The sequence below is a fragment of the Candidatus Villigracilis vicinus genome (genome assembly GCF_016702885.1).
Classification (GTDB): domain Bacteria; phylum Chloroflexota; class Anaerolineae; order Anaerolineales; family Villigracilaceae; genus Villigracilis; species Villigracilis vicinus.
This window is the reverse complement of the sequence record NZ_JADJDD010000022.1, coordinates 15567-35454: the sequence shown is the minus strand read 5'-3', so window position 1 is coordinate 35454 and position 19888 is coordinate 15567. Positions and strand designations below refer to the sequence as shown.

18 protein-coding genes are annotated in these 19888 nt (G+C 51.4%); 16 read left to right on the top strand and 2 right to left on the bottom strand.

Annotated features, from left to right (window positions below):
• Nucleotides 1–143: 143 nt before the first annotated feature.
• The 13 genes from IPG80_RS14655 (at nt 144) to IPG80_RS14595 (ending at nt 13180) form a co-directional block, all read left to right on the top strand.
• Complete coding sequence (locus IPG80_RS14655; protein ID WP_345108085.1) at nt 144–626, top strand: cytochrome c maturation protein CcmE; 483 nt, start codon at nt 144–146, stop codon at nt 624–626.
• A gap of 102 nt (nt 627–728) precedes the next feature.
• Nucleotides 729–2798, top strand: coding sequence for a heme lyase CcmF/NrfE family subunit (locus IPG80_RS14650; RefSeq protein WP_345108083.1), 2070 nt, complete (start codon nt 729–731; stop codon nt 2796–2798).
• Between the two features lie 45 nt (nt 2799–2843).
• Nucleotides 2844–3335: a cytochrome c-type biogenesis protein gene (locus tag IPG80_RS14645; protein WP_345108082.1), complete on the top strand. Its 492-nt coding sequence runs from the start codon at nt 2844–2846 to the stop codon at nt 3333–3335.
• 92 nt (nt 3336–3427) lie between these two features.
• Complete coding sequence (locus IPG80_RS14640) at nt 3428–3997, top strand: redoxin domain-containing protein (RefSeq protein ID WP_345108081.1); 570 nt, start codon at nt 3428–3430, stop codon at nt 3995–3997.
• A 10-nt stretch (nt 3998–4007) separates the two neighbouring features.
• A complete protein-coding gene (locus IPG80_RS14635; RefSeq protein ID WP_345108079.1) occupies nt 4008–4517 on the top strand; it encodes a zinc ribbon domain-containing protein in 510 nt (169 codons plus the stop codon).
• Between the two features lie 53 nt (nt 4518–4570).
• Nucleotides 4571–6424 carry a c-type cytochrome gene (locus IPG80_RS14630; RefSeq protein WP_345108078.1) on the top strand — a complete coding sequence of 618 codons (1854 nt, stop codon included), beginning with the start codon at nt 4571–4573 and terminating at the stop codon, nt 6422–6424.
• A gap of 37 nt (nt 6425–6461) precedes the next feature.
• Nucleotides 6462–7160 carry a heme ABC exporter ATP-binding protein CcmA gene (gene ccmA, locus IPG80_RS14625; RefSeq protein ID WP_345108076.1) on the top strand — a complete coding sequence of 233 codons (699 nt, stop codon included), beginning with the start codon at nt 6462–6464 and terminating at the stop codon, nt 7158–7160.
• 62 nt (nt 7161–7222) lie between these two features.
• Nucleotides 7223–7912, top strand: coding sequence for a heme exporter protein CcmB (locus IPG80_RS14620; RefSeq protein WP_345108074.1), 690 nt, complete (start codon nt 7223–7225; stop codon nt 7910–7912).
• Between the two features lie 135 nt (nt 7913–8047).
• Nucleotides 8048–8746, top strand: coding sequence for a cytochrome c biogenesis protein CcsA (gene ccsA / locus IPG80_RS14615; protein WP_345108072.1), 699 nt, complete (start codon nt 8048–8050; stop codon nt 8744–8746).
• A gap of 14 nt (nt 8747–8760) precedes the next feature.
• Nucleotides 8761–8913: a hypothetical protein gene (locus IPG80_RS14610; protein WP_345108070.1), complete on the top strand. Its 153-nt coding sequence runs from the start codon at nt 8761–8763 to the stop codon at nt 8911–8913.
• Between the two features lie 63 nt (nt 8914–8976).
• Nucleotides 8977–10626, top strand: a complete 1650-nt coding sequence (locus IPG80_RS14605; protein WP_345108068.1) for a hypothetical protein — start codon at nt 8977–8979, stop codon at nt 10624–10626.
• A 144-nt stretch (nt 10627–10770) separates the two neighbouring features.
• On the top strand, nt 10771–12756 hold the full coding sequence (locus tag IPG80_RS14600; RefSeq protein ID WP_345108066.1) for a heterodisulfide reductase-related iron-sulfur binding cluster: 1986 nt from the start codon (nt 10771–10773) through the stop codon (nt 12754–12756).
• A gap of 70 nt (nt 12757–12826) precedes the next feature.
• A complete protein-coding gene (locus IPG80_RS14595) occupies nt 12827–13180 on the top strand; it encodes a hypothetical protein (RefSeq protein WP_345108064.1) in 354 nt (117 codons plus the stop codon).
• Here the strand turns inward: IPG80_RS14595 and IPG80_RS14590 are convergent.
• Nucleotides 13170–13532, bottom strand: coding sequence for a hypothetical protein (locus IPG80_RS14590; protein WP_345108062.1), 363 nt, complete (start codon nt 13530–13532; stop codon nt 13170–13172). The genes IPG80_RS14595 and IPG80_RS14590 overlap by 11 nt on opposite strands.
• Between IPG80_RS14590 and IPG80_RS14585 the strand changes: the two genes are divergently transcribed.
• On the top strand, nt 13531–14463 hold the full coding sequence (locus IPG80_RS14585) for a hypothetical protein (RefSeq protein WP_345108060.1): 933 nt from the start codon (nt 13531–13533) through the stop codon (nt 14461–14463). The genes IPG80_RS14590 and IPG80_RS14585 overlap by 2 nt on opposite strands.
• Nucleotides 14464–14519: 56 nt before the next feature.
• On the opposite strand, the gene IPG80_RS14580 is transcribed toward IPG80_RS14585, so the two are convergent.
• Nucleotides 14520–15650 carry a PLP-dependent aminotransferase family protein gene (locus IPG80_RS14580; protein WP_345108058.1) on the bottom strand — a complete coding sequence of 377 codons (1131 nt, stop codon included), beginning with the start codon at nt 15648–15650 and terminating at the stop codon, nt 14520–14522.
• Between the two features lie 124 nt (nt 15651–15774).
• Between IPG80_RS14580 and IPG80_RS14575 the strand changes: the two genes are divergently transcribed.
• Together IPG80_RS14575 and IPG80_RS14570 are read left to right on the top strand one after the other, a co-directional pair.
• Entirely contained in the window at nt 15775–18192 is a 2418-nt protein-coding gene (locus tag IPG80_RS14575; protein ID WP_345108056.1) for a thiamine pyrophosphate-dependent enzyme, read from the top strand.
• 452 nt (nt 18193–18644) lie between these two features.
• On the top strand, nt 18645–19874 hold the full coding sequence (locus IPG80_RS14570) for a dihydrolipoamide acetyltransferase family protein (RefSeq protein ID WP_345108054.1): 1230 nt from the start codon (nt 18645–18647) through the stop codon (nt 19872–19874).
• The last annotated feature ends 14 nt before the right edge of the window (nt 19875–19888 follow it).

Genomic DNA, 19888 nt, shown 5'->3' with positions numbered 1-19888 from the left:
AAAAAATCGTCATGGATAATTAAGACAGAATCACGCAGGTTTTATGACATCCATCTGCCTTTAAACTCAGCCGTATTTAATCTCACCATGTAAAATGGACATAGATTGTTCTATTTGGCACTACCCATTTCTTGGAGGCTTCCATGCAAAGAAACAAATTTTTTATCGGCGGCGCGCTCATCCTTGCAGCTGTCGTTTACTTGATCGCTTCGTCTACTCAGGCAAGCGCGGAATATTTCATGACCGTTGACGAACTGAATGCGGAAGGCGCATCTGCCATCAACAAGAGCGTTCGTCTCTCCGGCGCCGTTCTGGGTGACACCATCCAGTACGATGCATCCACGCTGACGTTGACTTTTGAGGTGGCTCACGTTCCAGGCGATAATGCCGAGATCGAAGCACAAGGCGGGCTGGCAGTAGTGCTGCATCAGGCAGTGATCGACCCGAGCCGCTCACGTGTCACGGTGGTGTACGAAGGTGTGATGCCCGACCTGCTCCGCAACGAGGCGCAGGCGATCATGACCGGCAAGCTCGGCGATGATGGTGTTTTCCACGCTGAGGAACTTCTGCTCAAATGTCCGACCAAATATGAAGAAGCTGTCCCGGAACAGGCGGCATCGAACTAACCAATTAACCTGATGGGTGTTCTATCCATCAGGTTTTATTTCACCCCATCCTCACCCCCATCCTTAATCAGAGAAAAGGGGGAGAATAGTAGGAAAGTTAATATGCTTGCAGAATTTGGATATGGCGTTTTACTGGTCAGTTTTATTGTTACGATCTACAGCGGTATTGCCGCTTTCTTGGGCGTTCAAAATAAATCCGCATCTCTGGTGGAAAGTGCGCGACGTGCTCAATTACTCACCTTTCCACTTCTCTCCATTGCGGCGGGGATGCTGATCTATTTGCTGGTAAATAATCATTTCGACGTCTCGTTCGTGTATGAAGTGACAAGCAGAAGCATGCCCACTTATCTGAGAGTCACCGCATGGTGGGGTGGACAGGCAGGCTCGCTTTTGTTTTGGGCATGGTTGTTAGCCATGTTCACTTCGGCTGTCACCATCCGCAAATGGGATCGTGATATTGAATTCCTGCCGTGGGTGATCGTAGTGTCATCCATTACGCTGGCGTTCTTTGTTGGAATGGTTGTTTTTTACGAAAATCCCTTCACTCGCTTCTGGAATGTGAGCGGCGAAATTGTGCCGAGCATGTTCTCTCCTGCCGCAGGTGCAACACTCTTCACCCCGCCAGATGGACGTGGTTTGAATCCGCTTCTGCGCCACCCGGGCATGGTCATCCATCCGCCCATGCTGTATTTGGGCTTCGTCTCTTTCGTCATTCCGTATGCGTTTGCAATGGCAGCACTCATCACCGGGCGCACCGATGACCGTTGGATCCGCATCACCCGCCGCTGGACGTTATGGGCATGGCTGTTCCTTTCACTAGGTCTCGTGCTAGGCGGACGCTGGGCATACGATGTACTCGGTTGGGGCGGCTACTGGGGCTGGGACCCAGTTGAGATCGCTGCTTTCATGCCGTGGTTAACGGGAACTGCCTTCCTGCATTCTGTGATGATCCAGGAAAAGCGCGGCTTGCTCAAACACTGGAACATGATCCTCATCATTTTGACCTATGCCTTGGTAATCTTCGGAACCTTCCTGACCCGTTCAGGTGTGCTCTCCTCGGTACATGCCTTTGCGAACAGCCCGATCGGTCCGTTATTTATGGCGTTTGTCAGTCTGACGTTAATCGCTTCGATCGCATTGCTCATCAAACGCTGGCCCGAAATGCGCAGTGAGACTGAAATGAAATCCATGCTCTCGCGTGAAGCGCTCTTCCTTCTTAATAATCTGCTCTTTATGGGTATCCTCGTCGTTTGCTTCTGGGGCGTCATCTCACCGCTGGCTTCGGAACTCTTCACTGGAACCAAGATCACGGTTGGACCTCCCTACTATGAGCGCGCCACGGGTCCGCTTTTTGCGGGTCTGTTATTCCTGATGGCGATTGCGCCGCTTTCTGCATGGGGTCACTCGACGATCCAGACACTTGGTCGCGCCATCTGGAAATCTGCACTTGCCGCAGCCATCCTGACCGTGGTGCTGGTCTTTACCTACACTCAGAATATCTACGCCTTGATCGGGTTCTTCCTGATCGCGCTGGTGTTGTTCGCCACCGCAGATGAATTTGCACGCGGCGCAAGCGCAAGAATGAAAGCCCAGAACGAGAATTTCTTCCTCGCACTCGCCCGCCTGATGGGACGCAACCGCCGCCGCTACGGTGGATACATCATCCACGTCAGCATGGCGTTGATGGCGATCGGTATCCTCGGCATTGAGATCTTCCAGATCCAGACCCAGGGCACCATTGCCGCAGGTGAAGAATTAAATATTGGTGATTACACCGTTCAATATCAGGAACTCGCCTCATGGGACGACGGCGGCGCCGGCGTCAATTACACCCGCTCGGTCGTGGATATCTATGAGAACGGTATCTTCATTGGAAAACTCTACCCGCGCATTGACTACTACTTCGACTCACAACAAAATATGACCATCCCCGGTCAGCATGCCACACTCAAGGATGATCTCTACATCCTGCTCGTAGATTGGCAGCCCGTCTCCAGTGATGGCGCGACCTTCAAGATCTACGTCAACCCGCTGGTGAACTGGTTGTGGATCGGCAGCCTCACCTTCCTGCTGGGCTTGATCTTCGCTGCCTGGCCCGACCGTGACCCCGCCGACGAACCCGTCCGCCGCAAGGTGAGCGCTGGAAATCACCAGACGAGCGCAGCAGACTAAAAGAGTCAAAGGTCGAAAGTCATCGACCTATCTCGGAGAAATTCAATGAAGAAATTCCTTCTTACCCTTACACTCGTACTAGTCGCATCTGGTCTATTCACAGCCGTCGCCTTTGCGCAAGATACCACTCCCACCGACGATGAAGTGAACGCGATCGCCAAGCAGTTATATTGCCCGGTCTGTGAGAATACCCCGCTGGATGTCTGCCCGACCGAAGCATGCCGCCAATGGCGTGAGTTGATCCGCCAACAATTAGCGGAAGGCAAGACCGAACAAGAGATCAAGGACTATTTTGTTGCCAACTACGGCGCACGTGTGCTTTCTGAACCGCCGCGCACCGGCTTCAATTGGCTGGTATACATCATCCCGCCAGTGTTGATCCTTGTGGGTGCAGTTGTGCTTTTCAACGCCTTCCGGGCATGGACCAAACCCAAATCTGCTGAGGCAGGCGCGGGGATGGAAAAAGGGGCGGGGGCTTCATCCAGTGACGATGAATATATCAAGCGTCTTGAAGAAGAATTAAAGAACAGAAAATAATAAAATCTCCCTCACCCGAACCCTCTCCCAAAAGGAGTGGGAACGCCCTCCCCCTTCGGGGAAGGGCTGGGGATGAGGGCTCGGAGAATGCAATGACAGAAACAACAACGCAAACAAAACGTAGTGTGCCACTTTGGGCACAAATCACCATTTGGGGTTTTCTTGCAGGCTTGCTTGCCCTGGTAGGCTTCGGCTTGAAGCGCTCCAGCAGCCCCATGGCAGAGATCGGCAAACCCGTGCCTGATTTCAAATTAGTCTATTATGAAGGTTACGAATACAACAACACTGCCGAAATGAATCTTTCAGACCTGCGTGGCAAGGTTGTGCTCATCAATATTTGGGCTTCATGGTGCAAACCTTGCGAACAGGAAGCGCCCGATCTTGAAGAAGCCTGGCAGTTATATAAAGACAGTAACGATGTGGTCTTTGTAGGCGTTGATTATGTGGATACGCCCGAAGGTGCCTTTGGGTATTTGAAAAAATTCACCATCACCTTCCCCAATGCCCCCGACCTGCAATCGAACATCTCCAGCATTCTTAACCGTCAGATGGGCGTGCCCGAAACCTACCTGATCGACCGCGAAGGTGTTCTGCGGCAGATCAAGATCGGTCCGTTTGCATCCATTTCGGAAATCCAAGCTTTTATCGCGAACGCAGAATAGGGGAATTTCAATGGAACTAGGCTCAATCTTTCTTATACTGGCAGTCCTCGTCATAGTCGGCATGTATCTGTATGCGCCGTTCATGACCCGCGCCCGCAAAACATCCACCAACCAAACGCACGAAGTATCCGCATTGAAAGCCGAACGCGACCGCGTCATCAACGCGCTGCAGGAATTGGATTTCGATCAGAAGCTCGGCAAGATTCCCGTCGAGGATTACCCCGAACAACGCGCTGAACTGTTGAAAAAAGGTTCTGAAATATTGCGTCAGCTCGATGAACTCGAACCGATCCTTTCTTCAGCACGTGACGCTGAATCACGCATTGAAAAAGCCGCTGCCGCCAAACGTGCCGATGCCTCCTCCAACGCATCCGAACTTAGTGACGAGGAACTCGAAGCCATGATCGCCGCGCGCCGCAAACAGCACAAAAGCAAATCTGCCGGGTTCTGTCCCTCTTGCGGTAAACCTGTGCTCGTTGCCGATCATTTTTGCCCGTCTTGCGGAAAGTCGTTGAAGTAAATAGTAATTAGAGATTGGTCATTAGCATTTATCAATCTCCACCCGAGGAATTCATGAAATTACGCCACACCCTTCTTTTAGCCCTTGGTACGCTCCTGCTCTCTGCCTGTAACATGACGCTTGCAGCAGATGTCACCCCGCCTCCGGGATACGTCCCCCCCACTCCCGCTCCCACCCTCGGACCGCTCTTCCCCGACCAGGCGCCGGATATTGAGAACGGCAAAGCCATCTATGCTGAAAAATGCGTTGACTGCCACGGCGAAAAAGGTCTGGGCGACGGCGCACAAAGCAAAGACCTGCCTGTTTCGGTCATTCCCATTGGTCTGCCTGAATTCGCCAACGACGCAACCCCATCCAATTGGTATGCCACCGTTACCCAAGGCAGGATCGAACGCTTCATGCCGCCTTTCAATAGCCTGAATGACCAAGAGCGTTGGGATGTTGTGGCATATGCACTCACCCTGCACACCACCAACGAACAGATCGATCTCGGCAAAACCCTCGTTGAAGCTAATTGCGCTGAATGCGGTGATGCCTTCACCAATCTGGAAATGATGTCTGCTTTATCTGAAGACGACATCGTGAAATTCATTCGCGAAGGTAATGGGAACTTCCCCGCCTTTGGAAGCGGATTCAGCGACGAAGAAGCCTACGCCGCTGCCGCTTACATCCGCACAATGACCTTTGCCGCTCCCGCCGCGCCGGTAGCGGTTGCAGCCACCGAAACGCCTGTCAACGCCGAAGCCGTTACCCCGGCTGCCGAAGGAACCCCGGTCGATGGAGCAACTCCTGCTGCTACAGAAGAAGCAGCCCTAGCGCCCAGCACAGTCAAAGGACAGGTCGACAACCGCACCGGCACCAACCTCCCTGCCGGGTTGAAGATCACCCTGCGCGGATTCGATCATGGCACCGACCCCAGCGCCGGTCCTACCGAATTCCTCACTGTAGAAGGGGAAGTCAACCCTGATGGCAGCTATAGCTTTGAAACTGAACTCATCGAAAGTCAGATTTATCTGACTGAGATCGAAGTCAATGGCATGAGCTACCAATCCGGGTTTGGTGTGGTACCTTCGGGTGTTTCTGAACTCGTGCTTGAACCCATCATCATCTACCCCACCACTGACGACACCAGCGAATTAAAAGTTGAAGAATTACAGATATTCTTCGATCTCGCCAGTGAAGAAGCGCAAATCTTCGCCGTTTATTTCGTAACCAATAACAGCGATAAGACCGTTCTTATCCCCATGACAGACGGAAAAAATATTCCATTTATCGCCTTCCCTGAAGGCGCCACCGGGCTCGGCTTTGAAACCACCGACAGCAGCGCAGCATTTGTTCCGACTGATAATGGCTTTGCCATTCCACCCAGTGAAGAACCGTACGGCTTAATTGCATTTGCCTCCATTCCAAAGGCAAAAGAAATAAAGATCGTTCAAACCGCCCTGCTGCCCATCAACACCATCAGCCTATTCCTACCCGAAGGCATGGAAGCTGAAGGGGCAACCCTTACCGATAATGGTGTTCAGTCGCTGCAAGGCGCGAACTTCCACACATACACAGGCTCACCCGTTGCAAAGGATGCAGCTCTTGAGTTCACCCTCAGCGGTAAGCCAGAGACCGTTACCGAATCGCCGGACATCACCCAAAATCAATACGTCCTGATCGGCGTTGGCGCCCTGGGCATCACGCTCATCCTCGCCGGCGTGTGGATGTACCTGCGCGACCGCAAGAAAGAAGAAAACGATGGTGAAGAAGACGATGAAGATGATGATACATATGAAGACACTGAATCCATCATGGATGCCATCATCGCCCTAGACGACCTGCACCGCACCGGAAAGATATCGGACGAAGCCTATAGCAAACGCCGCGCCGAATTGACCAGTTCGCTAAAAAAGGGTAATTAGTAATTGGTAATTCCCAATTACCAATTACTAACTTCTCATGATCGAAGTCAAGAAACTCATCAAACGTTTTGGATTGAAGACCATCCTCAAAGGATTGGATTTCACCGTGCAGCCCGGCGAGTTTGTCGCCTTGCTCGGACCCAACGGCGCGGGCAAGACCACCTTCCTGCGCATCCTTGCCTCGCTCTCACGCCCCTCACTGGGGAGCGTTAAGGTAGCAGGATATTCACTGCCAAACGATTCTGCCAAAGTGCGCGCAAGGCTGGGCGTGGTCTCTCACATGCCGCTGCTCTACCCCGATCTGACCGCAGAAGAGAACCTGCAATTCTATGCGCGCATGTATGGGTTGGCGAACCAATCTGAGCGCATCACCGAAGTATTGGGCATGGTCGGTCTCGAACACCGCCGCCGCGACCTCGTCCGCACCTTTTCACGCGGCATGCAGCAAAGACTCGCCATTGGGCGCGCCGTCTTACACGACCCCGAAGTGGTGCTCTTCGATGAACCCTACACCGGGCTCGACCAGGATGCCTCCGAAATGCTGGATGAGGTACTGCGCTCTGTGGCAGCCAAGGGACGCACTGTAGTCATGACCTCGCATGACCTCGCCCGCGCCGAAGACCTTGCCACCCGGTTTGATGTACTCACCCGCGGCGTCATCTCAGCATCCGGCACTCGCGATGACTTCAAGAATTCCAACCTGCTCGACTTCTATAAGAAAGCCCTGGAAGCATGAATTACGCATCACGCAGTACGGATCTCATATTTCGTATTGCGTAACCCGTAAAGAAACCACCCATGAACCAACCCACCCCCTCCTTTTTTAAAGCCATGCTGGCGATCGCTCATAAAGACCTGGCAGCAGAATTCCGTTCGCGTGAACTGCTTTCTGCCATGCTGGTCTTCTCCATGCTCGTCATTCTCATTTTCAACTTCGCCCTCGAATTGGATGTGAAAGTCCGGCAATCTGTCACGGCTGGCGTATTATGGACAACCTTCGCCTTCGCCGGAACACTCGGACTTAACCGCTCCATGGCAGTGGAAAAGGACCGTGGCTGCATGGATGGTCTCCTGCTCGCTCCCGTGGATCGTTCCGCGATCTTCTTTGGCAAAGCCATCAGCAATCTGGCATTCATGCTCATCGTGGAAGCCATCGTCGTGCCGATGTATGCCATGCTATACAACGAAACCCGCATCTTCCAATTGGAATTTATCGGCGTTCTATTGCTTGGTTCCATAGGGTATATCTCAGTGGGCACACTGCTCTCTGCCATGTCTGTGCAGACCCGTACCCGCGATGTATTGCTGCCTATTCTCTTGTTTCCTGTGGCAGTGCCCGTTCTGCTGGCGTCCGTCAAAGCCAGCGGCGGAATCATTGCCGGGCTGCCATTTGAAGAGATCCTCACACCGCTCAATCTGCTCATCGTATATGACGTGGTCTTTATCGCCGCATCGTTCATGATCTTCGATTATGTGGTGGAGGAATAAAAAGTGCGGCACACCGCCCAATGGTCAGAATCCAGCCTAACACAAGGCAAGAGGCGTTGCTTCAAATTTCCAAATCCTGTGGCTTTATTTTCCAAGTTTTAATCATCAATCTAAAATCGTAAAAGGAGTTTATCCATGCAATCCAAACCTATTGCGCTCACCATTCTCGATATTGTTTCAATTATCGCGCTTGGTGTTTCAACGTATTTCGCGCTGGTCTTCGCCCCCACCGAAGCCGTGATGGGCAATGTTCAGCGGGTCTTTTATTTCCACATCGGCACTGCCTGGGTCGGGCTGGTTGGTTTCGTCCTCGCCGCAGTGACAGGCATCATTTATCTCGTCACCAAAGATATGAAGTGGGACCGCATTGAAGTTGCCGCCGTGGAAGTAAGCACCATGTTCTTCTTCATCACCATCCTACTCGGCTCCATTTGGGCACGCCCCGCCTGGAACACCTGGTGGACATGGGATCCACGCCTGACCACCGCCGCTGTTACCGAGTTGATCTACATCGCCTACTTCATGCTGCGTGCCGGTATGGAAGACCCCGAAAAGCGCGCCCGCTTCGGCGCCGTGTATGCGCTGCTTGGCGGCTTGAGCGCTCCGATCACCTTCATGGTCATCCGTCTCTTTCGCACCATTCACCCGGTCGTCGTCGGTAATCAGAGCGCCGCAGCACAGGGCGGCTTTGATATGTCCAGCAATATGCTCACCGCCATGTTCGTTGCCATTGGCGCGTTCACCCTCATCTTCATCGACCTGATGTGGCACCGCGTCCGCATGGGTGACCTGGAAGAGAAGGTTGAACAGCTCAAACTGAAAGTTTCAATGTAAGAGGAGAAAACATTATGGGACCCGCTAATACCGACGGCTATATGATCGCAGGCTACGTCGTATCCTTCATCACCATGGGCATTTACCTGCTCAGCATGTACATTCGAAATCGCAACCTCAAACGTGACCTAGAAACCTACGAATCGATGGACACCGAGAAAAAATAGTTCCAGCGAAGGGTCCGTTACGTTATACCGTAAAGTATAATGTGACGGATCCTTTTTGATTCTATGCCAAGGCGACACTGGGAAAACCGCCTCCTCTTCATTCTGATCGCAGTCTCCAACCTGATGGTCAATACTGGAGCTTTACCCGCCTCCGGGACTACATCCACGCCTGCTTCTGAAACCAATCCCCCACCTGGACCAGACCGTTTCTCCGTTATCACCGTCGATTACATCTCCTACGAGTGGGATCTCGTCAATTGGAAAGATCGAGCCGAAGTCTGTTCCATCATCATAGACCATGACGGAATGCCCCTGCCAGAGGAAGTCTATCGGGATTGCGGCACGATCATCTATCGCAACTGGATATCTCAGCCGCTTTGTAATCTCAATAACGCCGCCAACTGCGAAGGGTACTTTGCCCGACTTTCCACCACACGACCAAAACAAAAAGAGATCGCCATGCAGCTGCCTGCCGCCAGTGCCTGGATCACGCTTGAAGACTGCGAACCCGTTTTTAGTACATCCACCAACATCTGCGAAACCAAACCGACCCTGGTCATCTCAGGGCGCGAGCCCTTGCCCAATGAAACCATTCTGCGTGTGGAAGGCACATACAACGGGCAACCCTTCTCATGCGCCGATACTGATGTATGCAAATTCCGCGTCCCTGAAACAGAAAATGAAGGTGTAACCGTTGAATTCTGGGCATATTCATCCTATGGAGATAGCAGCCCGGTCTACGAAGCCCAGGTCCGCGCCAAAAAAGTGGACGAAGGCGACCCAGACCAGCTTTACTGGTATGTGGATGTGCTTTCTTCACAATGGCAGGGAAACGTATCTGCAACCTGCGCCGACGCATGGGGCGTCTTTCCGCCTGTTGGCGGCGCGCCTGCCTGGCTAAGCACTCCTACTCAAAGCAAAGACCTCAGCAGCGATATTCCATACACATATCTTGCAGCGAATCTCATCCTGCAAGGCATAGTGGACGCGCGATCTTGTCCAGATGGCGGGCTCTCCCCGGAGAATGCAGCCAACCAGTGTGGTTTGGAAAAATCGCGCGAGGCTGTGTATAAATGGCAAAACAGCTTCGACGAATTGATTCTTAAAACCGCAAGAGAGACCGGCGTACCTGCTTTTTTGTTGAAAAATCTTTTCGCGCGTGAAAGCCAATTCTGGCCCGGCATATTTCAGGCGGCTGGCGATATTGGTTTGGGGCAGCTCACCGAAAACGGCGCAGACACCACCCTCTTTTGGAACCGTTCCTTCTTCAATCAATTCTGTCCACTGGTAATGGATTCTGAAATCTGCGGCATCGGTTATGCCAACTTGAATGAACAACAACAGGTGGAATTGCGGAGCGCCCTTGTGGGCAGCGTCAATGCGAGCTGCAAAGAATGTCCACTTGGACTGGACCTGACCCAGGCGAATTTTTCCGTCGGCGTTTTTGCCAACACCCTGATCGCAAGCTGTGAACAGACCGGGCAGGTGGTGTACAACTACACCCTGCACACCCCGGCAGAAATGGCTTCTTATGAAGACCTTTGGAAATTTACTCTGGTCAACTACAACGCGGGCGGAGGCTGCCTCGCCGAAGCCATCAGTGGAGCATATGGCGCGAACAGCACCCAGCCCTTAACCTGGGAAAGCGTTTCGCCTCACCTTGCCGGGGCATGTTTGGGTGCAGTGGATTATGTTAACGACATAAGTCAGTAACAGGTATATACGCCGGGGGATGCAGGAGGAACGTCACAAGTGAATTTTGAGACAATCAAATGAAGTTGTGCTAAACTTCGTAAGTCGTCGTTGCAAAAAGTGAGTTTTTACTCCATACAACGATAGTCACTCACGGAGGCCCCCTTGCTTACTCTTGCAGAAAAAATCCTCTTCGCAGTTGCGGTTCTTGTATCGCTCTATTTCACCTATAACGGGGTGATGAAAATCGTTGGTCACATCGCCAGCGGGCAGGGCAAAGTGGACTGGTCGTTGATGTGGAAACGGATCGGCGAGCTCGTCGTCAAAGTAGGCTTATTTCAACCCGTCTTCCGTTTCCGGATCGGACCCAGCATTCTGCACGCGCTCATTGGCTGGGGCTTCCTCTCTTTTCTGCTCATCAACCTCGCAGATTTGATCTATGCCTACACCGGTTGGCGTCTGCTTGATAATACCGGCGTGTTCGGTGATGTCTACCGCCTGATTGCGGATATTGCCAACGTTGCCATCATCTTTGGTATTGTTGCGATGGCGTTCCGCCGCTTCATCCTTCGACCGGCGACTTTGTCCACTCGCGAGACAACTTTACTCAACCCGAAAGCTCGCACCGGCATCCTGCGCGACTCGGCGATCGTTGCCACATTCATCTTCGTTCACAACTCGATGCGTTTTCTGGGCGAGTCGTTTGGGTTGGCATTGGCAGGTCACGCTGACAGCTGGCAACCCAGCATCTCGGCAGTGGCTCAGCTTTGGGCGGGGATGGATGCGAATGTTTTAGTCGCGGGTGAGCATCTCGCATTTTGGTTATCCATTGGTGCAGTCGTCGCCTTTCTTCCTTATTTCCCTGTTTCAAAACATATTCACTTATTCTTTGCCCCGTTGAATTTTGCGCTCAAGCCTGAACGCAAATCGATCGGGCAATTGAGCTATATCAATCTCGACGACCAAAACATCGAGCAATTTGGCGCGGCGAAGATGAAAGACCTCGGCTGGGAACAGATCATGGACAGCTACGCCTGTATCATGTGTTTCCGCTGTCAGGAAGTGTGCCCGGCATATAACACGGGTAAGTTGCTCTCCCCCGCTGCGTTGGAGATCAACAAGCGCTATCACTTCAACGGCGGCGGCACGACCGATGTAGCGATGACCGAACTCATCAGCGAAGAAGCAGTTTGGGCTTGTACAAGCTGCGGCGCCTGTGTGGATATTTGCCCCGTGGGCAATGAACCGATGCGCGACATTCTCGACATCCGCAGAAATCTTTCCATGATGGAAAGCGCCTTCCCCAAACAATTGGAAACAGCCTTCAAAGGCATGGAACGCAATCAGAACCCATGGAACGTTTCGCAAGGTGACCGTATGAAGTGGGCGGAAGGCATGAGCGTGCCGACCATTGAACAGAATGCCGAACCAGAAATTTTGTGGTGGGTTGGCTGTGCGCCTGCCACCGATACACGCGCACAGAAGACCGCGCAAGCCTTTGCAAAAATTCTGAACACGGCTGGTGTGAATTACGCCGTACTCGGCAAGAACGAAGCTTGCACCGGTGACTCCGCTCGCCGCGCCGGACGTGAAGATATCTTCTTCGGCTTGGCTTCACAGAATGTTGAAATCTTGAACGAAGTCGCACCGAAGCGCATTGTGACGACCTGCCCGCATTGTCTGCATACTATCAAGAACGAATACCCGGCGTTTGGCGGGAATTATCAGGTCATTCACCATACACAACTCATCAATGAGTTAGTCGGCGCGGGGAAAATCTCCATGAACCTTGAAGGTGATAATATGAAGATCACCTTCCATGACCCATGCTATCTGGGACGGCATAACAAGGTGACAGACGCGCCGCGTGATGCTTTGAAATCGGCTGGCATTGAAACCGTGGAGATGCCGCGCAACGGAGCCAAATCCTTCTGCTGCGGCGCAGGCGGCGCACAGATGTGGAAAGAGGAAGAGGAAGGTTCGGCACGCGTTAATGCGACCCGCTTCGCCGAAGCCAAATCCACGGGCGCGAATACGGTGGCGGTGGGTTGCCCGTTCTGCCTGACGATGATGACGGATGCATCCAAAGGCGATGGCGGTACGATCGAAGTGAAAGACGTTGCCGAGATCGTAGCCGAAAGACTGAAATAAATAACGAAAAAAGGGAGATGATAAAGCTTTATCATCTCCCTTTTTTCTTCCCTGTACGCGAGAGCATCTTATGAAAAAAATCGAACAAAGAGACGGATACATCTATGTAGAATATGATGAAGAGTATTCAATAGAGGTTTTCGTATCAACCTCCAAACATGTTTTTGAGATCTGCCAGACAAAAAATTGCAGAAAAGTTTTCGTCAATATCACCCACATGCCAGGGAAAGTGAAAACAATTCAGCGTTTTGAGATCGGAGTTCAAGGTTCTTTGATCTTTCGCAATTTGATCAAGGTGGCAGTTTTGTACCGTCCAGAAGAAATAGACTGGTTCGCAGAAACGGTCAGCAAGAATCGCGGATTGAATGCAAAGATATTCAGCGAAATGGATCAGGCCATGGAATGGCTTGAAATCATGCCGTAACAGTCAAAAATCTTATTTTGGCGGACATTGTTTGTCCGCCTTTTCTTTTTATATGACAAAGCTGAGTATCCATCAGAAAAACGCTTAACCGTTTTGTATGTTTTTTGGTGACATTTGTCAGTTTTATTAATACAAAAAACTCTAATAATTGAATATTAATACCAACAAATTCATTGGAGGAGAAAATCATGAAATCAGGAAATAAAGTATTTTTCGCTTTTGTTGCACTGATGCTCTTCGTCAGCCTCGCATGTGCTGGGAGCGCCACCCCCACGCCAACGGCTATACCAACAAACACTGCCGTCAACACAGCCGTACCCCCCTCCCCAACTGCTGTAAAAGCAGCGCCCATGGAACTGAGCACAGAGTTGTACACCCATCCCTCTGGAGCATTCACGTTCTATCCTCCTGTTGGTTGGGAAATAAAGGATTCAGATATCGATGTACTGGTCTATGAACCGGAAACTGGCATTACCTTCTACGTAGCGGTCACAAATTTTGGGCTTCCGCTTGATGCGGCTTCCTACGAAGCCTACGTCAACGCCACCGAAACCTACTACTACACGTCAATGGAAGGATATGAACAACTTGATTACGGAGTTGGTACTGCCAAAGACGTATATGTCGTTGAAAAAACCTATCTATACGATGGAAAAACTCAATACGCCAAGTCGATCTATAACCAGTTCGGTCAGGTCAACTTTGTATTTGAGGTCATTGGTCAAGACAGTATCGTTAAGGAAAACCCCGAATATTTGGCTCTCTTTGATAAATTCTTTGAAAAGCTTGAAGTGGCGGCAGATGCAGTGCTTACCCGCCCGGTCTATGAGCTAACCTGGAAGTTCGTGGGTCCCGACAATTCCATGACCATTGATGTTCCAGTCGGTTGGACGTACAGCCTCGATGACCGCACCACCTACAGCGATGCGGTGATGGAATCACTAACCTCCCCCGACGGAGCTGCCTTGATCGAAAATATTTCAGTCGTAGACGGCAATACCTACACCATGGGAAATGCGGGCGAGATGGCGTTGTTCTTGTTGAACGAACGTTATTCCAATGGCGGCGGCGATGTACGTGTCTCAAACATCCAAACGCTTTCAGACGGAAGCGAGTACTGGACATGGAAATCCACCAAAGGCGGTTACTCAGGCGTCACGAATTTTGAACTGCGTAATGGCGGCACACAGGTCTTGTTGCTGTCCTTCGTGTCCTACGACAGCACCCTGGAGATCTACGCTCCCCTGTTCGATCGCGTCTTCGGCACATATACGATACCATAACCTTCATATATCCTGAACAAAAAACAGGCGGACAAATTTTGGGTTCGCCTGTTTTTTTATTTAAAGCAATCCTTCAACCGCAGAACCCCTTCTTCAATACGATCCACGCCATAATGGGAAACGCTGAGTCGAAAATACTCGCTCAACCCATTCTCGCTGGAGAACAGGATGCCAGGACGCAGGTCAACTTTGTGTGCCTGCGCCTTTTTGCGCAGTTCTTTTGCGTCCATGCCAGGCACGTGCAGCCAGAAAAAATATCCGCCATGTGGAGGGATAAATTGCGCCTGTGGGATATGCTTCTGTAACAGCTCGCTCATGACCCGTACCCGCTTGCCAAGCACATCTAATAGTGTTGAGAGGTTCCTGTCCAGACCGCCGCTTTCGATCAGACTGCGGACGATGGTGGATGTGAATGGATTCATCCCTCCCCCGCTGTCTAACATGCCGCATGAGATGATTTTTTGCATAATAGACTGGTGAGTTTGCAGCCACCCCAGCCGCAAACCGGGGGCAAGGATCTTCGAGAATGACCCCAGCGAAATCACATGTTCTGAGTCAATATAAGCGCCAAACGATTTGGGCGGCGCTTGGGTGTAGCTCAAGAATTGATAGACTTCATCGGCAAGAATTAAGAAGTCATGTTCTTTTGCCAGCTCAACCAATTGATCACGGCGTGCTTGCGAAAGGGTTTGCCCGCTTGGGTTTTGAAAGGTGGGAACGACGTATATGAATTTCGGCTTCGACACGTTCAATGCAGCCACCATATCCTCAAGGACCAGCCCGGATGTGTCCGTTCGGATCGGGACAACATGCAAGCCATGATCCACAAAGATGTGCAATGCCAAAAAGTAAGATGGCTCCTCTACATAAATGGTATCGCCAGGTTTCGTGAAGAGTGTGCAAAGCAAACTCAACGCCAAGGAAATACCCGAAGTTATGAACAGGTCGTCGTGTGCAACGGAAGAGCCGCAATGCGTCGATAAAAATCCCGCCAAGGCAGCACGGAAATATCCATCCCCTTGTTCCAATCCATATTGCAAAAAGTCCTTATCGCCTAGCCCAAACCGATGTGCGGCAGCATCACGCAGCAGATCAAGAGGCAATAAATCCGGCTGTGGTTCACCTGCACCAAGGTCTATAAAACCGGGCGGGATCAGAGTTTGGATGGTTTGAAAGTTGGGCATCATAGTTAAAGTATAGCAGGAGACAAAATCTTTGCGCAAAAAACCACAATAGCCACTTGCATCCATACTCATGCATCCCTTATCCTTGTTATAATCCTGCCCATCACCAACTCAGGAGAGAGAGTAGATGCCCAACAAAAAGAAGGGTACGATTGCGCTTCCCCTTGAAAAAAACGAGATCATAAAAGATTACCGCCTCGCTTATCAAAGCAGACAGGCTTCCCTTATCGGTAGACGCGAAGTCCTTAGCGGCAAAGCAAAATTTGGAATATTCGGCGACGGTAAAGAGATCGCCCAACTTGCCATTGCACGCGCCTTTCAAAAAGGCGACTGGCGTTCCGGCTACTACCGCGACCAGACCTGGATGTTCATGTTAGGCGTGATGAGCATTCAGGAATTTTTTGCACAACTTTACGCACACAGCGATACCACTCACGATCCTGCCAGCGGCGGCAGACAAATGAATGCACACTTTGCTACGCGCCTGCTTCATCCTAATGGAACCTGGCGCTCGCAAACACAGCTTTACAACACCGCTGCCGATGTTTCCTGCACAGCCGCGCAAATGCCGAGAGCCGTTGGGCTTGCTTACGCATCGGTCGTATACCGCTCCCTCAAGGAATTACACAACCTGAAAGATTTCTCGATCAATGGCAACGAAGTGACCTTCGCTACCATTGGCAATGCTTCCACTGCCGAAGGACATTTTTGGGAGGCGGTCAATGCCATTGGCGTGCTCAAAGCGCCAGCCGTGATCAGCATCTACGATGACGGCTATGGCATCTCTGTTCCAAATCAATTCCAAATGGTCAAGGAAAATATCGGCACCCTGCTGAAAGGCTTCGAGCGTGATCCGCATACCCCGCCAGATAAAGCTCACAACGGTTATGACCATTACACCGTCCATGCATGGGATTATCCCGCCCTTGTTGAAACGTATCAAACTGCCGCCGAGATCGCACGCGAATATCACATCCCTGCATTGGTACACGTCATTGACGTGACGCAGCCACAGGGTCACAGCACCTCAGGCAGTCATGAACGGTATAAATCAGCCGAGCGATTAAAGTGGGAAGAAGAGTTTGACGGACTCAAAAAGATGCGTCAGTGGATGATAGACAACCGCATCATTTCTGTGCCCGAGCTGGATGCCCTTGAAAAAGCAGACTACGACACTGTGGAGGGATTCCGCAAAGCTGCCTGGGATGCCTACCTCGCCCCCATCACCGAAGAGCGGGCACAGGTGATGGATATGCTTGAAGAGATCGCCGGGGCTTCGAATCATGTCGCAGAGTTGCGAATGCTCAGAGACCGGCTGGCAACTCTCCCGTCGTTTACGAGGCGCGACATCCACACCATAGTGCATGAAGCGCTGCGCCTGCTGCGGGATGAGTCGCATCCGAACAAGCAGGTTTTGATCGGATGGAAACACGAGAACGACAAATTGAATCTTGAACGCTACGGCTCGCATTTATATTCGGGCACCGCCATGAAAGTGGATGAGGTCAAGCCGGTGTATGCGGACGAATCGCCGACCATGTTCGGCTTCGAAGTGGTTAATGCCGCTTTCGATGCCGCCCTCGCCCGTGACCCGCGCCTGATCGCCTTTGGTGAAGACGTTGGCAAACTCGGGGATGTAAATCAGGGCTTCAAAGGAATGCAGGAGAAATATGGCGCAATGCGTGTGACCGATACCGGCATTCGTGAAGCGACCATCATGGGGCAGGCGATCGGCATGGCCATGCGTGGACTACGCCCCATCGCGGAGATCCAATATCTGGATTATGTCTTGTATGCCTTACAGACCATGAGCGATGATCTGGCGTCGTTGCATTGGCGCACCGCTGGCGGACAGAAAGCGCCAGTGATTGTGCGCACACGCGGGCACCGTTTGGAAGGCGTCTGGCATTCGGGCTCACCCATGATGGGTATTTTGAGTTTGGTGCGCGGTATGTATGTGCTCGTTCCGCGAGACATGACCCATGCCGCTGGTTTTTACAACACCCTGTTGAAATCGGACGAGCCCGCCATTGTAGTAGAAGTGCTGAACGGGTATCGTGTTAAAGAACGTTTGCCAAAAAATATCGGTGAAATCGCACTTCCATTGGGGGTGCCTGAAACCCTTCGTGAAGGCAAGGACATGACCATCGTCACGTATGGCGCCTGTTGCCGTGTCGTGTTGGATGCCGCAGATAAATTAGCCAAGGTCGGTATTGATGTTGAGGTTATTGACGTGCAATCACTGATGCCGTTCGATATTCGCAGCAAGATCATCGAGTCGCTCAAGAAAACCAACCGCATCCTTTTCGTGGATGAAGACGTCCCCGGCGGAACAACCGCTTACATGATGCAGGAAGTCATTGAGAAACAAGGCGGCTATTTCCATTTAGACTCACCAGCCCGCACCTTATCTGCCAAGGCACATCGCCCTTCTTATGGAAGTGATGGAGATTACTGGTCCAAACCAAATCCTGAGACGGTGTTTGATGCTGTTTATGAAATGATGCATGAAGTTGACCCGAACGCGTATCCAGTATTCAAGTAACCAGTGCAGTAGTTGAAAGACCTGGCAGGAGGTTATATGGAAAAGAAAAAGTATGCAACGAGGTTATCGTGAGTTGATTGTTTATCAGAAAGCCATCAAGATTGCAAACTGTAATCATTGAACTGGAAAATTCCCTAAAGAAGAGACGTACTCTTTCGCAGACCAGATCCGTCGCTCTTCTGGTTCTGTTGGCGCTCAAATATGCAGAAGGCATGGGCAAAACGTCCTTGGAAAAGCATTTCAAAGCAAATTTACAGATGCAGATGGTGAACAGCATGAGACGCAACATTGGGGGTTGCAGGAATTTGGGTATTTGAGCAAAGAAGCCGCATGTTGACCAATGGATGAGCATACTTGGCAAAATGTACGCAAAACACTTTGCTGCTCCCACAACCCACCAGCACAGGCCGTTACACCACTAAGAACTGGTTACACCACCAACTGGAGATATTATGGCAACAAAAGTTTATGTACCCCGGCTCGGCGAAGGCGTGGATGAAGTTACCGTTACAAAATGGCTAAAGCAAGTTGGCGATTCTATTAATGAACTGGAACCTTTGCTCGAAGTTAACACCGATAAAGTAGATACTGAAATCCCTGCCCCGGCAACTGGAACAGTCTTGAAGATCATCACGCAAGAAGGGATTGCCGCGAAGGTGGGAGAATTACTTGCGATTATCGGTAAGCCTGGGGAAGCAGTGGACAGTGAACAATTATCAGTGGGCAGTGCGCCTGCACAAAAGACTGCTCAATCTCCAATCTCTAACCTCCAGCCTCCCATTACGGATCACGCATCACGCACTACAGACCTCGGCTTCATCTCCCCCGTCGTAGCAAAGATCGCCGCCGAGCATGGCGTGGACTTGTCTCAGGTCGCTGGCACCGGGTTGGGTGGACGCATTACGAAGAATGATGTGTTGAACTATGTGTCTTCGGGTCCAAAGTCACAGGTCAAAAGTCAGCCTATGGTCAATCGTCAATCGTCAATCGTCTCTCCAACCGAAGGCGATCAACTTATCAAGCATTCCACCATGCGAAAATCCATCGCGCAGCACATGGTCGAGTCCAAGCATACTTCGCCGCATGTATTGACTGTGATGGAAGCGGATATGAGCAAGGTTAGCAAGCATCGCGCCGCGAACAAAGCCGCATTTGAACGCGATGGGGTCAACCTCACATTCACGGCATACTTCATGATGGCGATCGTGGCGGGACTGAAAGCCTATCCACAGACCAACGCCTCATGGACAGATGAAGGCTTGCTGGTTCATAAGAATGTCAACCTTGGCATGGCGGTCTCACTCGGCGAAGATGGCTTGATCGTGCCAGTCATCAAGAAAGCCGAAGACTTCTCCCTGCTGGCGATGGCACGCGCAGTCAACGACCTTGCGAATCGTGCCCGTACCAAGAAATTGCAACCGGACGATGTCAAAGGCGGCACGTTCACACTCACCAACCACGGCGTGAGTGGATCATTATTCGCCTTCCCCGTTATCAACCAGCCGCAAGCGGGCATCCTCGGTGTGGGAGCGATGCAAAAACGCGTGGTTGTAATCGATGATGCTATCGCGATTCGCCCAATGGTCTACATGTCCTTCGTCTTCGACCATCGCATCCTGGATGGCGCATCCGCGGATTGGTTCCTGGCGAAGGTCAAGGAAACGTTGGAAAATTGGGCTTGAGAGAAGTAACGAGT